Source organism: Limnobacter sp. UBA3528, assembly GCF_002377005.1.
Classification (GTDB): Bacteria; Pseudomonadota; Gammaproteobacteria; order Burkholderiales; family Burkholderiaceae_B; genus Limnobacter.
This window is the reverse complement of the sequence record NZ_DFOZ01000011.1, coordinates 79,284-99,616: the sequence shown is the minus strand read 5'-3', so window position 1 is coordinate 99,616 and position 20,333 is coordinate 79,284. Positions and strand designations below refer to the sequence as shown.

The following is a 20,333-nucleotide window of genomic DNA, read 5'->3' as shown; positions in this document are numbered from 1 at the left end:
GCCGCCGCCAAACCCCCCGCCGCCACGACCAAAGCCACCGCGACCACCACCAATGCCACCCACCGAGTTGCCAAACAGGGTGAGCAGGGCAGCGACCACAGCAGCCAGCAAGGCGAAAACCACCGCACCAGCAAACAACCAGGCCACCACAAACACCAAACCGCCAGTGGCCATTGCGGCGGGTAATTTGCCAACCGCTTTGCGTAGAAATCCGCCGATGAAAAGCGTCCCCATGAACAGCAGCGGTGCAACGTCTTCAATGGTGCTTGCCTTGTTTGCGGCTTGTTGCGCAACAGGCTCTGGCAAGGGTTCGCCATCAATTACTTTGATCATTTGGTCCACGCCAGCGGCCACACCACCTGCAAAGTCGCCTTGGCGAAACTGCGGCACAATAATTTCTTCAATAATTCGTTTGGAAGTGATGTCGGTCAGTGCGCCTTCAAGGCCGTAGCCCACCTCAATGCGCAGCGCGCGGTCTTGCAAAGCCACCACCAAAATGGCGCCATCGTCCACATTCTTGCGGCCAATTTTCCAGTTTTCTGCCACACGCAGGGCGTATTGCTCGATGGTTTCAGGTTCAGTGGTCTGTATCAGCAACACGGCAATCTGGCTGCCTTTGGCAGCTTCAAAGGCCTGCAGTTTTTGAATCAGGGCAGTCTGTTGGTCAGCGCCCAAAGTGCCGGTGGTATCGACTACTTGCGCAGTCAAGGGGGGCACTGGAACTTCCTGAACCCCCGCTTGAGCCCACAGCGGCCCTGGTAAAGGTACAAGTATCAACGCCAGCAGGGTAAACAGCCAAAAACGGCTAAACATGTTGCGCATGGTGGTTGTCACTTGGTACCAAAATCTACAGTGGGTGGTTTGGAAATCGCAGCCTCGTCTTCAACCGTAAAGCTTGGTTTGACTTCATAGCCCATGACCATGGCAGTCAGGTTGTTGGGGAATGAACGCACTGTTACGTTGTAGTCTTGCACCGATTTAATGTAACGGTTGCGTGCCACGGTGATCCGGTTTTCGGTGCCTTCAAGCTGCGTTTGCAAATCACGAAAGCCTTGGTTGGCTTTCAGGTTGGGGTAGTTCTCGGTGATCAACAACAGCCGCGACAAGGCACCACTTAGCTCACCTTGAGCCTGCTGAAATTTGTTGAAGGCTTCCGGGTCGTTGATCAATTCCGGAGTGGCTTGAATCGACGTTGCTTTCGAGCGCGCCTCAACCACCTGTGTCAGTGTTTCTTGCTCAAAATTGGCTTCTGCCTTCACCACATTCACCAGGTTTGGCACCAGGTCGGCCCGGCGCTGGTACTGGTTCAATACTTCCGCCCAAGCGGCTTTGACCTGTTCGTCCGTGGTTTGAATAGTGTTGTAACCGCAGCCGCTGAGTGTCAGCGCAAACATCAACGTGAACAGAGAGAAAACGCGATTCATATGAACGCTCCTTGTGGGGTGGTTAACTGATTGTGCTGCGAGTTGAGTTTATCAGGCTAATTTTGACGAAGCTCGATTACTTCTTTTGTTCTTTCATCGTTGTGTAGAACACGTAAGGCAGTGTCTGGTTTCAAGGCGTTTTTTTCCATATCCAATAATTGTTGCACACGAGGGTCAGCAAGAACAATCTCCGGAATATTGTCTTTTGCAGTATTGGGTGCGATGTAAGTCCACTTGTCTCGCACTTCTTCCGGGCATTGGCTATCTAGTTCAATGCGAATATTCCGGTCATTCACTACCGCCCTGTTTATCCAAAAGTAGACATCACCACGCAAACAAGTAATTTTCAAGGACTGACTCGATTGCCATTCAACCTTGGTGTCGACGATGCTGTTTGTTCTGAGAATTTCGCTTTCCGCATCGATTTGAGAAGTAGAGTTATTTTGGAGAATATGAAGTCGATACACGAAATCGGTCGTGGCCCCACCGCTGGTCTCGCTCCAACTGGCGGCAATATCACCTGCCGAGTTTAATGTGCTTGAAAGTCGATCAAATTCGAAAGGGGTTGGCTGGCAGGCGGCAAGCATCATGATGGTCAGGAAGATTAAGTATTTCATTCTCAATATCCCTTTCGTTTCGCGAAGTCGATTCCGTTTCGGATATGCATTTGATCCTTTGGGTCGTCACCATATGGTGCGTCCTTGGCCCAGTGGCCAAAAGAATTGAGCGTAGTTCCGGCTCTACTTTGAGCCCAGCCCGCGGCTCTTAGCAGCACTTGCTCAGGGACTCCGATCGCATAGCCAATCGCACCGTAATGGAAGTTTCCAAAATCGGCATAACCCTGCCCTTTTTGTTTGAAATCCCAGGGGCCTTTATTCCTGACTTGATTGTAAAACCACAACAAGTCGGAAGGAGAAAGAATCTTGCCAACACGATTTATCGAGTATTTGATATTCATTTCGATGAAAACGTTTGGAGGAGGGCAGGGGGTACCAACAGCAGCGTTGTTGGTCAGGCAGGTCTGGTCATTGGACATTTCGAAGAACCCAAAATGCCAGATGTTATTGCGAGGTTAAGCAAGGTGACAAATTTCACCTTGCCCCACCTCAAAGCCCTTTACTTCTTCATCATCTCGAAAAACTCTGCGTTGTTTTTGGTCTGACGGATCTTGTCCATCAGGAATTCCATCGCAGCAATTTCGTCCATGTCGTGCAGCAAGCGGCGCAGCACCCAAATCTTTTGTAGCAAATCGGGCTTGATCAACAATTCTTCGCGGCGTGTTGAAGAGCGGTTGATGTTGATGGCCGGGTACACACGCTTTTCCGCCATGCGGCGTTCCATGTGAATTTCCATATTGCCGGTGCCCTTGAATTCTTCGTAAATCACCTCGTCCATCCGGCTGCCGGTGTCGACCAGTGCAGTTGCGATGATGGTCAGTGAGCCACCTTCTTCAATGTTACGTGCAGCACCGAAGAAACGCTTGGGGCGGTGCAGGGCGTTGGCGTCTACACCACCTGTCAGAACTTTGCCGGAAGAGGGCACTACCGTGTTGTACGCACGGGCCAAACGGGTAATCGAATCCAGCAGAATGACCACGTCGCGTTTGTGCTCAACCAGGCGCTTGGCCTTTTCAATCACCATTTCAGCAACTTGCACGTGGCGGGTTGCCGGTTCGTCGAATGTGGAGGCAATCACTTCACCGCGCACCGAGCGCATCATTTCGGTCACTTCTTCCGGGCGTTCGTCGATCAACAACACTATCAAGGTGATGTCGGGGTGATTGGCAGTAATGGCGTGCGCAATGTGCTGCAGCATCACGGTTTTACCCGATTTCGGTGGGGCCACCAGCAAACCGCGCTGACCTTTGCCGATTGGGGCCACCAGGTCGATGATACGACCTGTGTTGTTTTCTTCGCCGCGCATGTCACGTTCCAGCTTTAGGGGCTGGTTCGGGTGTAGCGGTGTCAGGTTTTCAAACAGAATTTTGTGTTTGCTGGCTTCAGGCGCTTCGCCGTTCACCTTGTCTACCTTCACCAGCGCAAAGTAACGCTCGCCGTCTTTGGGGGTGCGCACTTCACCTTCAATGCTGTCACCTGTGTGCAGGTTGAAGCGGCGAATCTGGCTGGGGGAAATGTAAATGTCGTCCGGGCTGGCCAGGTAAGATGTTTCTGGTGAGCGCAGGAAGCCAAAGCCGTCAGGCAGTACTTCGAGCACACCGTCACCGAAAATTTGCTCGCCGTTTTTGGCGCGTTTCTTCAGGATTGCGAACATCAATTCCTGTTTGCGCATGCGGTTGGCGTTTTCAATTTCAAGGCCACCGGCCACTTCAAGTAGGGCAGAGACGTGTTGCGTTTTTAGTTCAGATAGATACATGTTTGGCTATTTGTGTAGGTGGCGAACGCCGCGAGGTAAACAGGTTAACGAAGGGTGGGGGTTTTACTGCAGTGAGGGGGTTCGATGCCCGGCACATGCCGGGCGACTCAATCAATATTGTATTACAGGTGACTGTCGATAAAAGCGGCCAGCTGTGATTTGGACAACGCACCCACCTTCGTGGCGACCACGGCACCGTTCTTGAACAACATCAAGGTTGGAATGCCGCGAATACCGTATTTGGCGGGCGTTTCAGCATTCTCGTCCACGTTCATCTTTGCAATTTGCAGCTTGCCGTTGTATTCAGATGAAAGGTCATCAAGAATTGGCGCAATCATTTTGCAAGGACCACACCATTCAGCCCAATAATCCACCAGCACTGGGCCGTCGGTTTTCAAAACATCGCTGTCGAAAGATGCGTCACTGACGTGTTTGATCAGGTCACTGCTCATTTAAATCCTCAGTTGGGTAATTGCTTTGGAGGGTGTTCACAAAGCGTGTCCGGGTGATTAAAGCACACGCGCAGACCATGAAAGTTCTTCATTTAAGAAAATGCTATTCTGAATGGTACAGCGAAATCGAACTGAAACACAAACCCGCGTACGTTTTAATCGACTTAACAACACACACCAGCCTATACACGTTTTGACCCAACACCCTGTTTCTGTCGATCCTTTTCAAGCCTCCCCGTTTGTGGCGGCCTTTGACTGGCTGAGCCAATCGGGTCTGGATGCCCGCCAGGTGTTGTGGGTGATGCCCCGCATCGAGACTGTGGGCAGCTTCAAACGGCACTGGGCCCGCCACCACGCAGGCCTTGCCACGCTGGGCCCGTGGATTCAAACAGCAGACCGCTTAAGCCAGCCTGCTGCCATGGGCCCCTGGCTAGCCCTGCAAGCTGATTTGGTGGGTGTGTTGCGGCAATTGCCTTTGTTGGGTGGCGGTTCATCGCCCTCGCAATTGTGGGGTTTGGCCCAGGAATATCTGGAGTTGGCCTTGCGACAGGTATTGGTGCAAAAACGCAACACAAGTGCGCTTGCCCAGTATGTTGAGAACAACACTTTCGCCGCCGAGGAGGCGCAGGTGGTGGCCACTTTGGCTCAAACCTATGCAGCTGAACTCATGGACCTGTTGCCCAAACCCGCCGAACCCGGGGGCAAGCCGCCACTGCATGTGGTGTGGTTTGATGACGGCGAAACTGTGCCTGGCCTTTGGCTGGAACTGTTCTACCCCGAGGTGCCGGTTCAGGTGTTCAGGCTTTCTGCCATTGAGGGCCCACAACCCTGGCAACAATTGGGGGCGACGCGTTTTAACACCCAGCCCAGCCCCGTGGTGTTGCAGGTGGCGCCCGATGAAACCACGCAGGCCCAGCAGGCTGCGCATCAAATTCTGGAATGGTTGCGGGAAGACCCCGTGACCGAGATTGCGGTGGCTGTACTGGATCGCCTGGCTGCGCGCCGGCTGGTGGGGCTGTTGGCAGATATAGGCGTGTTGGTGGACGACCGCACGGGCTGGCGTTTGTCCACCTCGAATGTTGCAGGCTGGTTTGACCACTTGTTGCAACAGTTTGTAGCGCAAGGGCAACTCACCGACATTGTTCAGCCCTTCACCGGTTTGCCGCTTGAACACCTAGAGCCTTGGGCTTTCGGAAAAACAGGGAGCCGACACCCGCTGGCGCAGTGGGCAGGCGCTTTTCTGGCCTTGTTTGAAAAACATGGCCTGGATACCGCCTTGCAGCCTGACGAGGCAGGGCAACAATTGCTGACTGTGTTGGGTTTGATGCGACAAGTGCCTGCACAAACCGAATTTGATGCACACGAATTTTTGGCAGCCTGGCGCAGTTGGGCTGAATCGCAACGTTTTCGGCCGTTGGACATTGAAAGCCCCGTGCGCATGGTGCCCTTGCTCAGTACGCGCATGCGGCAATTCAAGCGTGTGTTGGTATTGGGTTGTGCACAGTCGCATTTTCAGGAAAGCCCACCCGGTTTGTTGCCGCCCGCTGTGGCACAGGAATTGGGTTTTCCCGGCCCGCGCCTGGCCCGAATTCAAAAAATATCTGCCTTGTACGAGTTGCTGTTGCACAGCAATGAAGTGACCTTGGTACACAGTGCGCAAGTGGCTGGCAAACCCGAGATGCTGTTGCCTGAATTGATGTGGCTGGACATTGTGTTGCGGGATTCCGAAAGCCATGCCCAGCCTTGGGCCAGCCAGTGGTACCGCGCGCCATCCGATTTTGAAATTGAAGTGCGCGAAGCACCCGAGCAGGCCTTGCAGTTAACGGCTTTGAGCGATTCGGGTTCGATACCAGAGTCGTTGAGAGTGACCGCGCTGGACGACTGGAAGGCGTGTCGGCTCCGCTTTGGTTTGAAACATGCCTTGCCCTGGCCTGCGCAGCGTGATGACGGTGCCATACGCTATGAGCAGCTGCGCGGTATTTTTGTGCACAAGGTGCTGGAAAAAACAGCACAGCACATGGCTTTGCCCGGTCAGCCCGTCAATCAACTACAAGCATGGAAACAAACCTTGTTGGACCAGGCCCAGCGTGTGTGGAACAAGCTGGAGTTGGATGACCGCGCAACTGTTTACCCTTTCCTGAAGTTTTTTGATCAAATTGTGCCGCGCCTGGCCGGTAAATTGATGGAACGTCAAATTCAGGGGTGGCAGTTCAAGGGTGCAGAGCAGCAGGTTGAACACACACTTGTATTGCAACCCAGCGGAGCCTCGCTTGCATTGAAAGGCCGGGTCGACAGGCTCGACACACGGGGCGAAGCGCTGGCGATTTCAGACATTAAATTTACCAACCCGGCTGTGTTGAAAAAGCGACTGGCAGACCCTCTGAGTCAACCTCAACTGCCAGCCTACCAGGCCATGTTGAACAGCCCGGGTGCGCAACTTGATTTTCTGGGTTTGCACAAAGACAAAGTGGATTGGGTCAGTTTTCCGCCGTTAAGCAATGAGTTCAGTGAACAGGGGTTCAAGTCGTGGGGCGAGGTGTTGCTCAGCCAGCTGGCCACTGAACTGAATTCGTTTTTTCAGGGCAAAGCGGTGTGGCAGGCCAACCCGGGTGAGGCTTGTGAATACTGCGCCGTGCGTGGCGTTTGCAGGCCAGAAACGCACCCTGCATTCAACGAAGTCATGAATGTTGAGGAGGGTGAAGATGACTGATTTGCACACCAATTTCACCTCGATTGCCTGCAACCCTGCCAACAGCGTTGTTGTGGAGGCTTGCGCGGGCAGTGGCAAAACCTGGTTGCTCACTGCACGTCTGTTTCGTTTGCTGTTAAGCGGGGCGCGGCCCGATCAAATTCTGGCAATTACTTTCACACGCAAAGCCGCGCAGGAAATGCAGGAACGCCTGTTTGGCTTGTTGCGTGAATGTGCCTTGTTGAGTGATGACAAACTAAGCGCCCTGTTGACCGAACGCGGCGCTGTGGCCAATGAGGCCAACTTGAATAAAGCGCGGGCACTGGCAGGCGAGGTGTTGACCAATTCACGCGGGGTAACCATCGACACCTTCCATGGCTGGTTTGCATCGCTTTGCCAAATGGCACCGTTGGCCAGCGGCTTTTCAAGGCAAAGCGAACCCACCGATCAAACCCTGTTCTGGATGGACATGGCCATTGATGTATTCACTGCCAATTTGCTGAACGATCAATCGGAGTTGCTGCCAGCCTTTGACACGCTGGTGTCACAAATGGACCGCGCCGTGGTGCGGCAGGTGTTACAGCATGCATTGACCAATCGTGTGGCCTGCAGCCTTTGGTTGCACAACAGCGAAGCGCCGCCGTTGAATAGGGTGTTTGGAATTGGTGAAGGCGAACAATGGCCTGTCGAGGTGCTGAACAACAGGCATTATCTTGAGCAGTGGCAACAGGCTGCAGGCTGGTTGGCCTTGGGCACCGCGAAGCAGCAGGGCCATGCGGTAGACATTGAAAAAGCACTGACTGCCTTGCGCGAAGGTGCGCATGCAGCGGATGTGTTTGAGCAGTTAAAGGCAGTGTGTTTAACCGCAAAAAATGAACCAAGTAAAAACTTTTTCAAGATGACTGCGGGGCAAAAAACTGCAGTGGATGAAACTGACTATGTGCGAACACTGGAGGGCCTGGCCCTGCAAACTGCACAGGCTTTGCAACTTGAAAAAGACCAGCTCGACATGCAGGCGACTGCCGCTTTGGCGCAATTGATTGAGCCACTGTTTGACACTTACAAATCAATCAAGCTTGAGCAAGGTTTGTGCGATTTCGATGACTTGGAAGCCACAGCCTTGCGCATGCTGATGAATGATGAGCAGCGTGCTTACATGCAACAAAAACTGGATACGCGCGTGCACCATTTGTTGGTGGATGAATTTCAGGACACCAACCCTGTGCAGTGGAATATCCTGAAACTCTGGTTGCAAGACTACAGTGGCGATGACAAGCCCAGTGTGTTTTTGGTGGGTGATCCCAAACAATCCATTTATCGTTTTCGACGGGCCGAAGCGCGATTGTTCAACCACGCGCGCGCTTGGCTGGTTGAACACTTCGCCGCGAAAACTTTGGAGTCCGATTCAACACGACGTTGTGCGCGGTCTGTGGTTGATGTAGTTAACGCCGTGTTCGAGCCAGGGCAAACTCGGGGACAAACCGCTTTTCGCGCACACACCAGTTTGGCTGGCGAAAGCGTTTCAACCTTGAATGGTTTGAATATTTATCCCAAGCTGCTCAAAGAAGACGAAGGTCCCGATGAAGCGCAGCGCGTGGTTCAAACCCTGCAACAATGGCTGGCCAATGGCAGCATCCAGAATTTAAGTGAAGTGATGGTGCTGGTGCGTGCCCACAAAAGTGGTGTGCCCTTGATGGCTGCTCTGCGTGAAGCGGGCCTGGCCTACACCATCAAAGACAAAGGCGAGCGCTACACCTCGCAGGTGTGGGGCGACACCATTGCATTGTTGGGGTTTTTAAACGACCCGCACGCCAACTTGCACTTGTTGCAATTGCTGCGTTGTCCGCTCATTGGCCTTTCTTCAGCGCAATTTCAGGCCCTGATACAAGCCGGTAAAATGAATCAAACTGCTACGGTGTGGGGCACGCTTGAGCTGTTGGCCGGCCAATGTAAAGCGCCGTGGGCTGCGCTGCATGCGCAGTTGTCGGAATGGCTGCGCATGGCGCGCGCCTTGCCGCTGTTTGAAACCCTGTCCAAAGTGGTTGCTGATACCAAGGCCTCTGAAAAGTATTTGAATTCTGCGTCACCGCGTCAGCGGGTCATGATGGCTGAGCACTGGGACTGGTTGAAGGCTTGGGCGCTGGGTTTGAACAAGGGTCGTTTCCCTGGTTTGCAACAGGCCTTTGATGAGGCCGTGAAACTGCAAACCTATGCAAGTTCTGACAGCGAAGGTGCAGCCAACAATCCCGACGTGTTGCGCATCATGACCGTGCATTCAGCCAAGGGGCTGGAGGCCAACCATGTGTGGTTATTCGATGCAAACTCGTCGCCCAAACCGGGTGGCAGCAATGCGGGTTTGCTGATTGATTGGGCCTTGGGCGAATCGCACCCCAAGTCAGTCACGGTGATGGGCAATTTAGGTAACCCCAGCCCAGGCCGTGCTGCCGCACAACAAATTGAACAACAAGCCTATGCCGATGAAGAAGACCACCTGCTGTATGTGGCGCTAACCCGCGCCCGGCATTCCATTCACTTGAGTGGCAGTGAAAAGCGGGGCGCCAGCAAGGGCTGGTATGAGCGTTTGTTGCCCTTTGCCACACAGGTGCACAGCACATGGCCCATGCCGCAAGGCGCGGTGCAAGGGCCAGGCCAGGCTGAATTGGCGGGCTTGTTTGATCCACCAGCACTGTGGGTGCGCCCGCAGTTTCCGGTGCTCAATGCATTGAGTGCGCCTGTGGGCAATGTGGTGCCCCGGCTTACCTCGCCCGAGCTGCGAAAAGGCACGGCCTGGCATGCCGCGCTTGAATGGGTGGATGAGCTGGCTGAAACGCCGTTCGATGCCTGGTGGGCGAAGGTGGCCGTGCGTTGCGAGGCGGTGTTTCGCCCCCTGCGCGATGATGAATTGCAGCATGTGGAGCAAGCCTGCCGTTTGCTGGTGAACAAAGGCGATTTGCAGCCCTGGTTGCAGGGGGCGGTGGCCAACAACCACAGCGTGTTCAATGAACTGGAATGGGTATTGGGCGATGGCCGATCGCTGCGGGCTGACCGGGTGCTCGAGTTGCCCGACCGTTTTCTGGTGCTGGACTACAAATGGGCAGTAAATTCAGGCAATTTACAAGGCTATACCCAGCAAGTGCTTGAATACGTGGGTTTAGTTGACCTGAGCCTGAACAAGGGGGATAAACCAGCGCCCACACAAGCTGCACTGATTGACCGGCATGGCGAAGTTCACTGGCTGACTTCGGTGTAGAATTCAGTCTGGCGGGCCTCCCCGCATGGCGTAGCGGCCAACCTGGTCAGGTCCGGAAGGAAGCAGCCACAACCGTGAAGTCAGTGCCGGGGTTCTGGCTCGCCTCTTAATTTGTTGGACACACCTGTGCACACAAACGTGGACCCACTCTGAATGAATCAAACTGCATCTCAGGCTTTGGCTCGAAAATGGCGACCGCGAGACTTTGATTCGCTGGTGGGCCAGGCCCACGTGGTCAAAGCCCTTTCCCACGCGCTCGACAATCAACGCCTTCACCATGCCTATTTGTTCACGGGCACACGCGGCGTGGGCAAAACCACGATTGCACGAATTCTTGCCCGAGCAGTGAATTGCGAACAGGGCATTAGTCGCACCCCCTGCGGCAAATGCCAGGCCTGTGTTGAAATCAGTCAGGGTCGATTTGTTGATCTGCTGGAAGTGGATGCGGCCACCAACACGCGTGTGGATGAAATGCGTGCTTTGCTTGAAAACGCAATGTATGCACCCACGGCAGGCCGCTACAAAGTGTATGTGATCGACGAAGTGCACATGCTGTCCACCAGTGCGTTCAACGCCATGCTGAAAACGCTGGAAGAACCACCGGGGCATGTGCTGTTTATTCTGGCCACCACCGATCCGCAAAAAATTCCGGCCACCGTGCTGTCGCGTTGCCTGCAATTTGCCCTGCGGCAGTTGCCGCCCGACCAGTTGGCCGATCACCTGGCGCACATTCTTTCTGAAGAACAAATTGCCTTCGAGCCCGGTGCTTTGCGCCTGTTGGCCAAGGCCGCACGCGGCAGTGTGCGTGATGCGCTTTCACTGACCGATCAGGTCATTGCTTACAGCGCAGGCCATGTCACTGAGGACACGGTGAGAACCATGCTGGGTGCCATCGACCAGCAAGTGGTACACCAATTGTTGCAAGCCCTGGCCCAAGGCGATGGCAAGGCCCTGCTTGAATTGAGCAATGCCCTGGCCACAGCCAGTGCGCCGTTTGGTGCCATTCTCGATGAACTGGCCGCCATTGCTTATCGGCTTTCTGTTGCGCACTTCGCGGGCGGGCTTGATGCCGATGACCCCGATCAGGCCGCATTGCAAAACCTGCAAGGCGCCTTTGGTGCTGAAGACCTGCAATTGATTTATCAAATTGCCACCCACGCCCGCGCTGAATTGCATTTGGCCCCGGAAGAACACATTGGGTTTTCCATGGCACTGGTGCGCATGCTGGCGTTCAAGCCGGGTGGGCAGGGCGCAGTCACTCGTTCTGCACCATTGGCCCCGGCAGTCGTGAAAGCGACAGTGCCCGTGATGGCAGCAAAACCAGCAGTTGCCCAATCACCTGTACCCAAAGCTGCGCCCCAGGCCGCTGCCCCTGCATTGGCAGATGACTTCGATGAGTCGCCGCCTTGGGACACTGCCGATGATTTGCCGGTGGCCCAATCGCAACCCGTTGCGCCCGCCATCAAGCCACAGCCGGTGTACAACCAGTCAGCCAGCGGTGATTTGCCCAGCGCAACCAATTGGCCGCAGGTGTCCCAAGAAGTGCCAGCCAAAGGCCTGACACGCCAGGCATTGGTGCAGGCCGAACTGGTTGAGGCCAGCCGGGAAGGCGACGTACTGCAAATTGTTTTGCGCACGGCAATCAAGGCCTACACCGAGGCCAGCATGGTGACCCGCCTCGAAGGTGCCCTTGGCCAGTACTATGGAAGTACCGTACGGCTGCAAATGCAGTTTGGCGAGGCGCAGCAAACCGCGCACGCTGTGCAAAGTGAAACCCGCAGGCAGGCCCTTGAGGGGGCCAAGCAGGCTTTGCAGGAAGACCCGTTTTTAAAAGACATTCAGAACTTGATGGGCGCAACCGTGGTCTCAGGTTCAGAACGCACGCTGAGCAACACAGGCCCAGCCGATATTTGACAGGAGAGATTTCGACATGAACATGATGAAAGGCCAATTGGCCGGCTTGATGAAACAAGCCCAGCAAATGCAGGAAAAGATGGCCAAAATGCAGGCCGAGATCGGTGCCCTGGAAGTTGAAGGACAATCGGGCGGTGGCATGGTGAAAGTGGTGATGACCTGCAAGCACGATTGCAAGCGCATTACCATCGACCCTTCGCTGTTGGGCGAAGACAAAGACATGCTGGAAGACCTGGTGGCTGCTGCATTCAATGACGCTGTGCGCAAGGCCGAAGCCACCATGACTGAAAAAATGTCTTCAGTCACCGCTGGTTTCCCAATGCCCCCCGGCTTCAAAATGCCATTCTAAGTAATACCCATGAGCCGTTCCGCGTTTGACGCCTTCGATGGCCTCGACCCCTTGGTTGATCTGGTGCAAGCGCTTAAACGCTTGCCCGGAGTAGGGCCAAAGTCGGCGCAACGCCTGGCTTTCCACCTGTTGCAAAATGATCGTCAGGCTGCCACAGCCTTGGGCGAATCGCTGCTGAAAGCGGTGGCTGAAATTCGCCACTGCAGTATGTGCAACAATTTTTGCCATGCCGATGTGTGTTCCATTTGCAGCGACACCCGCCGCAACCCCGGTTTGCTGTGCGTGGTTGAAACCCCGGCCGACCTGGCTGCCATTGAAGCCACCCAAACCTATCGCGGTTATTACTACGTGCTGATGGGCCGAGCTTCGCCTTTGGACGGTGTGCGCCCCGAGTCGCTGGATTGGCCCAAGCTGAGCCAGCGACTGGACGACAGCGAAGTGAAGGAAGTTATTCTGGCCACCAATTTCACCAACGAAGGCGAGGCCACTGCCGTGTTTCTCACCGATCGAATTCGCCGCATGGCGTTGAAAGTAAGCCGCCTTGCCCGTGGCGTGCCAATTGGCGGTGAGCTTGAATACACCGATCCCAGCACTGTAGCGCGGGCTTTGTTGGACCGCCGCCAGTTGGGTTCTGACCCGGAATAATGTTTCGCATGCACAAGTGCACATCATGACCAATTCCCCTGAGCAATCGTCACCTGTTAACAACGGCCCATTGGCTGGCATCCGCGTACTTGAATTGGGTTCGCTGATTGCGGGGCCTTTTGCAAGCCGAATGCTGGGTGAATTCGGTGCCGAAGTGATCAAGGTTGAAACGCCCGGCACCGGCGACCCCATTCGCAAATGGCGTGTGCTGCACGAGGGCAACTCCCTGTGGTGGGCTGTGCAGGCCCGCAACAAAAAATCGATCACCCTGAACTTAAAAGCCGAAGAAGGGCTGGCTGTGTTGTGCAAGCTGATTGAAAGTGCCGACATGCTGGTCGAGAACTTTCGCCCGGGGCAACTTGAAAAATGGGGGCTGAGTCCTGAACAATTACAGGCCTTGAACCCCGGCCTGATTGTGGTTCGATTGAGTGGCTATGGCCAAACCGGCCCGTACAAAGACCGCCCAGGTTTTGGTGCGATTGCTGAATCGATTGGGGGCATGCGTTTTTTAAGTGGCGACACCGATCGCCCGCCTGTGCGCGTGGGTATTTCGATTGGCGATTCTTTGGCTGGTTTGCATGCGGTAATCGGTGCGCTGATGGCCTTGCAACACCGCCACAAAACTGGCAAAGGGCAGGTGGTGGATGTGGCCCTGTATGAATCGGTGTTCAACATGATGGAAAGCCTGTTGCCCGAGTACGACTTCGCAGGCGTGGTGCGCAAACGTTCGGGTGCCAGTTTGCCGGGCATTGTGCCGTCGAACACCTACACCTGCGGTTGTGGTGGATTCATTGTGATTGGTGGCAATGGCGATGCAATTTTCAAGCGCTTAATGATTGCGATTGGTCGAAGCGATTTTGCAGAAAACCCCGACATGGCCAGCAACGATGGCAGGGTTCGCCACACCGAGTTGATTGACGACACGATTGCCCAGTGGTGCAAAGAACGCAGCATTGATGAGGCGCTTGAAGTGCTTGAAAAAGCAGATGTGCCGGTCAGCAAAATTTACAGCATTGAAGACATTGTGCATGACCCCCAATTTGCGGCACGCGGCATGATTGAAGAACATGCGTTTGGCGAAGACCGAACTTTGAAAGTACCGGGTATTGTGCCCAAGTTAAGCGATACGCCCGGGCAAACCCGTTGGCTTGGGCCCAAGCTGGGTGAGCACAATGCGCAGGTGCTAGAGGGGCTGGGTTATTCGGCTGAGGAGATTCAGCGCATGGTGGATGATGGCGTAATTTGAATAGTGCTTAGTGCTTAGTGATTAGTGATTGTGATTCGTGATTTGCAGCGCATCACTCATTCTGCCTTGATCCAAGTCGAATTCCCCGGTGTTGAATCTTGCTTGGGGCATGCGAAACGCAAAAGCGTCTTCGCATCGACCTTGCAGGTCGCCCCTCGCTTCGAATCAAACCGGGCGACTTGATCTTGAATCGGCAGAACGATGCGATGCTGCTGCAAATCTGCGCCTCACCAACACCTCACGCCTTCAACAAGCCATCCAGCGTAACCGAGTCTTTCACAAACGCCCGAATGCCCTCTGCCAGCTTCTCTGTGCCCATGGCGTCGGCATTCAGTTCAAAGCGAAATGCCGCTTCGCCATCAGGGAATGTTTCACGGGGTTGGGCAAGGGCCCAATCAACACCCAGTTCCACATTCAATGGCACATCGTCTGCTCGCAGCTCAGCGAGTAACTCTGGGCTGATGGTGAGCAGATCGCAGCCCGCAAGCGCCTTGATTTGCCCCGCATTTCGAAAGCTGGCACCCATCACTTCGGTGCGAATTTCATTTTGTTTGTAGTAGGCGTAAATGCGGCGCACCGATTGCACGCCAGGATCGTTCACGCCCGCATTGGCGGCTTCATCCCAACTGCTGCCAGCCGATTTTTTGTACCAGTCATAAATTCGACCCACAAAAGGTGAAATCAATTGAACACCGGCTTTGGCGCAGGCATGCGCTTGAATGGGTGAAAACAGCAGGGTGAGGTTGCAATGAATGCCCTCGGCTTCCAGAACCTTGGCTGCTTGAATGCCTTCCCAGGTGGAGGCGATTTTGATCAACAGGCGTTTTTCAGTGTCAATGCCTTCAGCCCGGTACAGGGACACAATTCGCTTGGCGCGGGCAATGGTGGCCTCTGTGTCGAAGCTAAGCCTCGCATCCACTTCGGTGGAAACACGACCAGGAATAATTTTCAGAATTTCAGTGCCAAAAGCCACCAACAGGCGATCAGTTTGCAGCTCAAGCGGCTCATGGCCATATGCAACCTTGATTTGCTCCAGCAGGGGCAAATATTGTGGTTTTTGAACTGCTTTTAAAATCAGCGATGGGTTGGTGGTGGCGTCTTGGGGAAGAAAGGCGGCAATTGCCTGAAAATCACCCGTGTCAGCCACCACAGTGGTGGCTTGTTTCAGTTGTTCTAATGCGTTGCTCATGGCTTGATGGTGGCGAAAATTCAACGAAGTACGCCTCAGTATAGGCTTTTAAGGCATTTATTTGATGAATGAAATAGTATCCTTTGAACAGGAATTAAAAAAAACACAACAAACAATGAGTACTCGCCATGTATTCTGAACAAGAATTGGAACAACAACCCTTGATTGATGATGATCAATGGGGACGCCTCGAGAGTGAATTGGGGCTTGAAATGCTGCAGGAATTCGCACAGGAGTTTTTCGAAGAAACGCGTGAAATCTGGTTTGTGCCTGGTTTTGATCCTTTCTCCATCGAGGAAAAAGCGTTTAAATCCATGGCGCACCGAAGCGCCGGAGCCGCAGGCACCATAGGCTTCAAGAAACTGAGGTTCGCTTTTTTGTGCATGGAGCACAATCCACTTGGTGAGGAAACCAGGCGCTACCTGTCGGCCATGAGTGCTATTTTTCAATCGACCCAGGACTGGGTACAAAGCAAGCAATAAATCATGCAATATTCTTCCGCACGGCCTTGGGCCAGCCTGGGCCTGGCCATTAGTTTCGGTGCGCTTGGGGCTGCACTGTTCTTTCAAATCAGCAAAGAATGGTTTCCCTGCCCGCTGTGCATTATTCAGCGTTACGCTTACCTGGCAACTGCCTTGGGCTTTCTCGGCATTGGTTTGACCAGCAAAAAAAGCATGTGGTCATCGGTGTTTGTGTTGTTGACGCTGCTGGGGTTTCTGGCCGGGGCGGGTGTGGCTTTTTATCACGTGTGGGTGTTGTCCAACCCTTCTCAAACCTGTGGCGTCGACCCCCTGCAAAACACTTTGAATGCCTTGCCTTGGGTTCAGTACTGGCCCGATATGTTTGTTGCTGATGGTTTGTGCACCGATGAATTTCCACCCCTGTTGGGCTTGTCATTGCCCATGTGGAGCGGACTTGGTTTTCTGGCGCAAGGCCTGGTGTTGTTGATCGCTGTTCGTACTCGACAGTACGTTAAAGGCTCATGGTGATGGGGTTGGCCAGGGTCACCCAGTTCTGGGTACCTTGGCTGCTCAACTGTTTTCTTTCCAGGGTTTCCATATAGCCCAGCAAGGCGCCCAGTGCGTCCATGGCATGCGGGTTTTTGCTTTGTCTGACAGCATTCAGAACCAAGGCCAATGCATCGTCCAGGTTGGTGTCGCTGTCTAGCAATGGCGCAGCCATTTGAAGCTCAACCGTTTCCGGGAAGCGGAAGTCGTGTTTTGGGGTGGCGTGCAGTTGTATGGCTTGCATGGTGGTGAACCTGAATCTGACTTGATCCAAGAATCTCACCTTTGCCTGTCTGTCCACTTTCCGAATAAACCACTTTTTTTCACTCAGTTCAGCAGATCCCTGAAACGGACTCCACCGATCGGGCGATCTTCTTTTGGGCAAGCCACTCGTTATCAACATGACGAATAGGAGTCTGCCCCATGTTGATCAATATTTCAGATGCCCAGGTGGTGCAACCTTTGTTGCAACGCAAGTCACTGTCGCCCGAGCATTTGTATCTTTATTCCGGCAAGCATTACAACCCGGGTACGCGCATGGCTGGGGAAAGCCTGGTTGCGCTGGAAACTGAACTGACTCAATCCACTTTGCTATACCTTCAAGCGCAGGATCTGTTTGAAGAACTGGATTGTTGTTACAAGGTGTTGTCCAAAGCCTTGGTGGATGAAGAGCCTGAAACTTTCGTGTTGGTGATGGACGAGCTCGCTGGGCGGTTCAAGCACATCGCTATTCATCACTTCGACCTTGCTTACGCTTACCTGGCCTGGCACACGGCTGACGATTATCCAGTGATGCACCATATGCTGGTGGCCTTGACCCTGTTTCGAGTGGGTTTGTGCAGCAACCGGTTTTCAGAGGGCGAGTTGAGTTCGCATTTGAAAGCCGCGTTGACCATGAACATCAGCATGTTGACTTTGCAGGCGCGTTTGCGGGCTCAAACTGAACCACTGTCGCGAGACCAGCGAGAAACCATTCGCAAACATCCGGAGCAAAGCGCCAACAAACTGAAGTTGCTGGGTGTAAAGGATGAAATCTGGATTGAATCGGTGCGCATGCACCACGAGTTGCCCGATGGTTCGGGGTATCCGAACCAGATACCCAACAACAATGTGGGCTCTGTGCTGTTGAGTGTGTGCGATTCGTTCAATGCAAGAATGGCCCAGCGCGACTACCGCAGCAATTTCACGGCGGAGCAGGCTGTAAAAGACCTGTTTGCCCATGCGGACCACTTGTACAGCTGTTTCACTGCCATCATTCTTGAGGAGTTGGGAATTTACCCGGCTGGCAGCCTGGTGCAGTTAACCGGCAATCAGATTGGTTGCAGCCTGATTCGGGGTGAAACCGCAATCAGCCCGGTGGTACTGGTGTTTCGCAATTTGCCCTCTCCAGGCCCGGGCGCTGCATTGGTCGACACCTCCACCGATGGCAACAAGGTGCGCAATGCATTGCCCAGGCGAGACCTTGGCAAATTACCCGGCCTGCTGGAGTTGTTGTCCAAGGTGGTTTAGAACGATCCGCGTTCAGGCAGTTGCAAGCTGGCCACTGTTTGATTGCCCACGCGGTTTAATTTCAGGGCGATGTGATGGCGAGAGGCAATGCGCTCGGCGGTGGCCAGGCCAATGCCTTCGCCTTCGAACTCGTCATTGCCATGCATGCGGTGAAACAGTTGAAATTTCTGGGCATCGTGTGTTTCCGAAAACCCCACACCATTGTCGATAATTTCGAGATTATTTGGGCTGCTTTGCCGAATAATGACTTTTGGAGACTCCACCGGTTTGGAGAATTTCACAGCGTTGTCAATCAACTCTTTGAATGCCTTCATCATCATTGGCTTGTCAAATCGCCATTTGCCTTGAACCTGGATTTCAATTGGCACCGGCGAAAAGTCGAAATGCTCGTTGACCACCTGCACCAGTGTCTCGTTGAGGTCGTGCAGTTGAACATTCAATGGGCAAACACCGAGACGCAGGTATTCAATCAGGGCGTCCAGCAGTACACCCATGCGTTTGCCGTTCCGGCGAATTTCTTCCAGTGACTGGCTGGCCTCGGGCGGCGCGTTCTCGCCCAGGTCGTCGGCCAGGAAAAAAGAGTAGGCATCGATGGCGCGAAGTGGGGCCCTGAAGTCGTGGGCAATGGTGCCAGACAACCAGTTCAACTGACTGAGTAAATCGTTGTTCTCTTTCAGTTGTCGCTGGGTTTCAATGTCGACACTTTGATTCAGTTGACCCAGTGATTCTTTCAGGCTGTCAATTTCAGACTGCCGGGCGGACAGTATTTGTTCATGTGAACTTTTGGTTTCTTTTAACTGTTCGTGTGCCAGGGCTTGCTGGCGTTTCATCTCGCTGCGCAGTTTGCTGGACAGTGATTCCAGTGCAGCCTGTTTGCTGCGCAGGTCGTTGAGTTCAAGTTGTTGGCTTGCGGCCTGCTCGGGTGTCAGCAGCCGTTGGCCAGTGACAAAAGACAGCAGTTTGAGTAGCAGGCGCAGCACGTAAGAATTTAGTTGGTCTTGATCGTTGAAACCTGAGACACCGGTGCTTTTTGGTCTTTGGAACCAATTGAATCGGTGTACGCCCGGTAGGCTTTGCCGGCTGATTCAGCACTGTAGGCTTCAACCTCGCCCCTGTTAATTCCCTCGGCCTGCTCTTTCAGCCAGGTGCGGGTGCTTAGGCCAGTTTCCGCATCGGTGGTGCCGGAAATGTACGATGAGCCTTGGTTTGTCGTGGGCGCAGCGTCCTGCGCGGCAACCAACAAGGGGGAGGCACTTAACACGGCTGCCAATATCCATTGCTTGCTTGAGTTCATTGGGTATTTCCTTTGGCGTCAAAACGCCGTTTGATGGAATTGGCTTGCGACATCACCTGGTTGCGGGTGTTGTCAGACCATTGCAGTCGGTCTGCGATGTCCATGGCCATGTTGAAATCATCAAATACCAGGCCCCACAAGGCGAGGTTGGCCATGATCTTCGAATCGCCGCTGGCCAGTTGATTGGCTTTCATCAGCGTGTTGTAAGCCGGTTCTTTCTGGCCTTCCAGCAAGTACACCAAACCCAGGTCCGAGTAGGCATTGATGTTCAGCGGGTCAACCTGAATGGATTTCTCCAGTCGGGTTGCTGCGGTTTTCAAGTCGCCTCGTTCAATGGCCACTTTGCCCAAGCCATACCAAACCGGCCCGCTTTTTTGTTGACCTTGTCCGCTCAGCAGTGATTTGTAAACCAGCTCGGCTTGGTCCAGCTGGCTGGTTTTTCGCAGTGAATCGGCGCGCAGTTGTTTGCTTTGCCGATCGGATCCCCATTTCTGGTCGTAAGCATCCAGGTGGGCCAGGGCTGCGTAGGCGTTGTCCTGTTCAATCATGGTTTGAACAAGTTTCAGGTGCAGGTTTTTCTCGCGTTCGGCGCGGGCTTTTCTGGTTTGTTCGTCTTCCCGGTCAAGTTCTTTGCGTTCGGCTTCGATCAATGCATCTTGCGTGGGGCTGGTGGCACTGATGTTGGGCACGCTGGGCGTAATTGCGGGCTCGGGTGCCGGCGCAGGGGCATTGGGTGACTGCTGCGGTGTTGCACACGCGGCCAGAATCAATGGCAAGGCCACTGTGGCCAGTTGTCGACTGAATTGTCCTGAAATTAAACGACTGCTCAACACGCTTTAACCTCCAACCCGTTCAAATGCACGAATAATGGAGATGATACCGGGGCCGCCAGTCATGATCAGCAAGGCTGGCAGCATGGTGATCACCATCACACCAGTCAGTTTAACAGTCAGTTTGCCCATTGTTTCTTTGGCGTTGGCTCTTTCTTTTTC

General features: G+C 53.9%; 20 protein-coding genes and 1 other RNA gene. 10 read left to right on the top strand and 11 right to left on the bottom strand.

The window, feature by feature from the left end; genetic code table 11:
- From B4N58_RS02835 to trxA, 6 genes are all read right to left on the bottom strand, one after another.
- The coding region (locus B4N58_RS02835; protein WP_291745568.1) for a TPM domain-containing protein at positions 1 to 822 on the bottom strand (822 nt) is incomplete at its 3' end.
- Positions 823 to 830: 8 nt separating this feature from the next.
- The gene (locus tag B4N58_RS02830; RefSeq protein WP_008250209.1) at positions 831 to 1,424 is read right to left on the bottom strand and encodes a LemA family protein; all 594 of its coding nucleotides are present in this window, start codon (positions 1,422 to 1,424) and stop codon (positions 831 to 833) included.
- A gap of 56 nt (positions 1,425 to 1,480) precedes the next feature.
- Entirely contained in the window at positions 1,481 to 2,041 is a 561-nt protein-coding gene (locus tag B4N58_RS02825; RefSeq protein ID WP_291745565.1) for a hypothetical protein, read from the bottom strand.
- Positions 2,042 to 2,043: 2 nt separating this feature from the next.
- The gene (locus B4N58_RS02820; protein WP_291745563.1) at positions 2,044 to 2,460 is read right to left on the bottom strand and encodes a polymorphic toxin type 44 domain-containing protein; all 417 of its coding nucleotides are present in this window, start codon (positions 2,458 to 2,460) and stop codon (positions 2,044 to 2,046) included.
- A gap of 80 nt (positions 2,461 to 2,540) precedes the next feature.
- Positions 2,541 to 3,797: a transcription termination factor Rho gene (gene rho, locus B4N58_RS02815; protein WP_008250210.1), complete on the bottom strand. Its 1,257-nt coding sequence runs from the start codon at positions 3,795 to 3,797 to the stop codon at positions 2,541 to 2,543.
- A gap of 122 nt (positions 3,798 to 3,919) precedes the next feature.
- Entirely contained in the window at positions 3,920 to 4,249 is a 330-nt protein-coding gene (trxA, locus tag B4N58_RS02810; protein ID WP_008250211.1) for a thioredoxin TrxA, read from the bottom strand.
- Positions 4,250 to 4,442: 193 nt separating this feature from the next.
- On the opposite strand from trxA, the gene B4N58_RS02805 reads away from it, so the two are divergent.
- The 7 genes from B4N58_RS02805 to B4N58_RS02775 all read left to right on the top strand — a co-directional run bounded on the left by B4N58_RS02805 (position 4,443) and on the right by B4N58_RS02775 (position 14,342).
- The gene (locus B4N58_RS02805) at positions 4,443 to 6,959 is read left to right on the top strand and encodes a PD-(D/E)XK nuclease family protein (RefSeq protein ID WP_291745561.1); all 2,517 of its coding nucleotides are present in this window, start codon (positions 4,443 to 4,445) and stop codon (positions 6,957 to 6,959) included.
- Positions 6,952 to 10,188 (top strand): UvrD-helicase domain-containing protein, encoded by a 3,237-nt coding sequence (locus tag B4N58_RS02800; RefSeq protein WP_291745559.1) that lies wholly within the window; start codon positions 6,952 to 6,954, stop codon positions 10,186 to 10,188. Before B4N58_RS02805 ends, B4N58_RS02800 begins: the two co-directional genes overlap by 8 nt.
- Positions 10,189 to 10,198: 10 nt before the next feature.
- An RNA gene (gene ffs, locus B4N58_RS02795) (signal recognition particle sRNA small type) lies at positions 10,199 to 10,295 on the top strand.
- A 46-nt stretch (positions 10,296 to 10,341) separates the two neighbouring features.
- A complete protein-coding gene (gene dnaX, locus B4N58_RS02790; protein ID WP_291745557.1) occupies positions 10,342 to 12,102 on the top strand; it encodes a DNA polymerase III subunit gamma/tau in 1,761 nt (586 codons plus the stop codon).
- Positions 12,103 to 12,124: 22 nt separating this feature from the next.
- Positions 12,125 to 12,451, top strand: coding sequence for a YbaB/EbfC family nucleoid-associated protein (locus tag B4N58_RS02785; RefSeq protein ID WP_040512993.1), 327 nt, complete (start codon positions 12,125 to 12,127; stop codon positions 12,449 to 12,451).
- A gap of 9 nt (positions 12,452 to 12,460) precedes the next feature.
- Complete coding sequence (gene recR, locus B4N58_RS02780; RefSeq protein WP_008250216.1) at positions 12,461 to 13,096, top strand: recombination mediator RecR; 636 nt, start codon at positions 12,461 to 12,463, stop codon at positions 13,094 to 13,096.
- 25 nt (positions 13,097 to 13,121) lie between these two features.
- Positions 13,122 to 14,342 (top strand): CaiB/BaiF CoA transferase family protein, encoded by a 1,221-nt coding sequence (locus B4N58_RS02775; protein ID WP_291745556.1) that lies wholly within the window; start codon positions 13,122 to 13,124, stop codon positions 14,340 to 14,342.
- A 238-nt stretch (positions 14,343 to 14,580) separates the two neighbouring features.
- Here the strand turns inward: B4N58_RS02775 and tal are convergent, their stop codons facing one another.
- On the bottom strand, positions 14,581 to 15,531 hold the full coding sequence (gene tal / locus B4N58_RS02770; protein WP_291745553.1) for a transaldolase: 951 nt from the start codon (positions 15,529 to 15,531) through the stop codon (positions 14,581 to 14,583).
- Positions 15,532 to 15,659: 128 nt separating this feature from the next.
- On the opposite strand from tal, the gene B4N58_RS02765 reads away from it, so the two are divergent.
- Together B4N58_RS02765 and B4N58_RS02760 are read left to right on the top strand one after the other, a co-directional pair.
- Positions 15,660 to 16,013, top strand: a complete 354-nt coding sequence (locus B4N58_RS02765; RefSeq protein ID WP_291745551.1) for a hypothetical protein — start codon at positions 15,660 to 15,662, stop codon at positions 16,011 to 16,013.
- A gap of 3 nt (positions 16,014 to 16,016) precedes the next feature.
- A complete protein-coding gene (locus B4N58_RS02760; protein ID WP_291745549.1) occupies positions 16,017 to 16,520 on the top strand; it encodes a disulfide bond formation protein B in 504 nt (167 codons plus the stop codon).
- Here B4N58_RS02760 and B4N58_RS02755 read toward each other — a convergent pair.
- Positions 16,504 to 16,812, bottom strand: coding sequence for a hypothetical protein (locus B4N58_RS02755; protein WP_291745548.1), 309 nt, complete (start codon positions 16,810 to 16,812; stop codon positions 16,504 to 16,506). The genes B4N58_RS02760 and B4N58_RS02755 overlap by 17 nt on opposite strands.
- A 149-nt stretch (positions 16,813 to 16,961) precedes the next feature.
- On the opposite strand from B4N58_RS02755, the gene B4N58_RS02750 reads away from it, so the two are divergent.
- Complete coding sequence (locus B4N58_RS02750) at positions 16,962 to 18,047, top strand: HD-GYP domain-containing protein (RefSeq protein WP_291745546.1); 1,086 nt, start codon at positions 16,962 to 16,964, stop codon at positions 18,045 to 18,047.
- Here the strand turns inward: B4N58_RS02750 and B4N58_RS02745 are convergent.
- The 3 genes from B4N58_RS02745 to B4N58_RS02735 are packed head-to-tail and all read right to left on the bottom strand — an operon-like array spanning position 18,044 to position 20,171.
- On the bottom strand, positions 18,044 to 19,027 hold the full coding sequence (locus B4N58_RS02745) for an ATP-binding protein (protein WP_291745545.1): 984 nt from the start codon (positions 19,025 to 19,027) through the stop codon (positions 18,044 to 18,046). The genes B4N58_RS02750 and B4N58_RS02745 overlap by 4 nt on opposite strands.
- 8 nt (positions 19,028 to 19,035) lie before the next feature.
- Entirely contained in the window at positions 19,036 to 19,341 is a 306-nt protein-coding gene (locus tag B4N58_RS02740) for a hypothetical protein (protein WP_291745543.1), read from the bottom strand.
- Complete coding sequence (locus B4N58_RS02735) at positions 19,338 to 20,171, bottom strand: tetratricopeptide repeat protein (protein ID WP_291745541.1); 834 nt, start codon at positions 20,169 to 20,171, stop codon at positions 19,338 to 19,340. Before B4N58_RS02735 ends, B4N58_RS02740 begins: the two co-directional genes overlap by 4 nt.
- Positions 20,172 to 20,333: the final 162 nt, after the last annotated feature.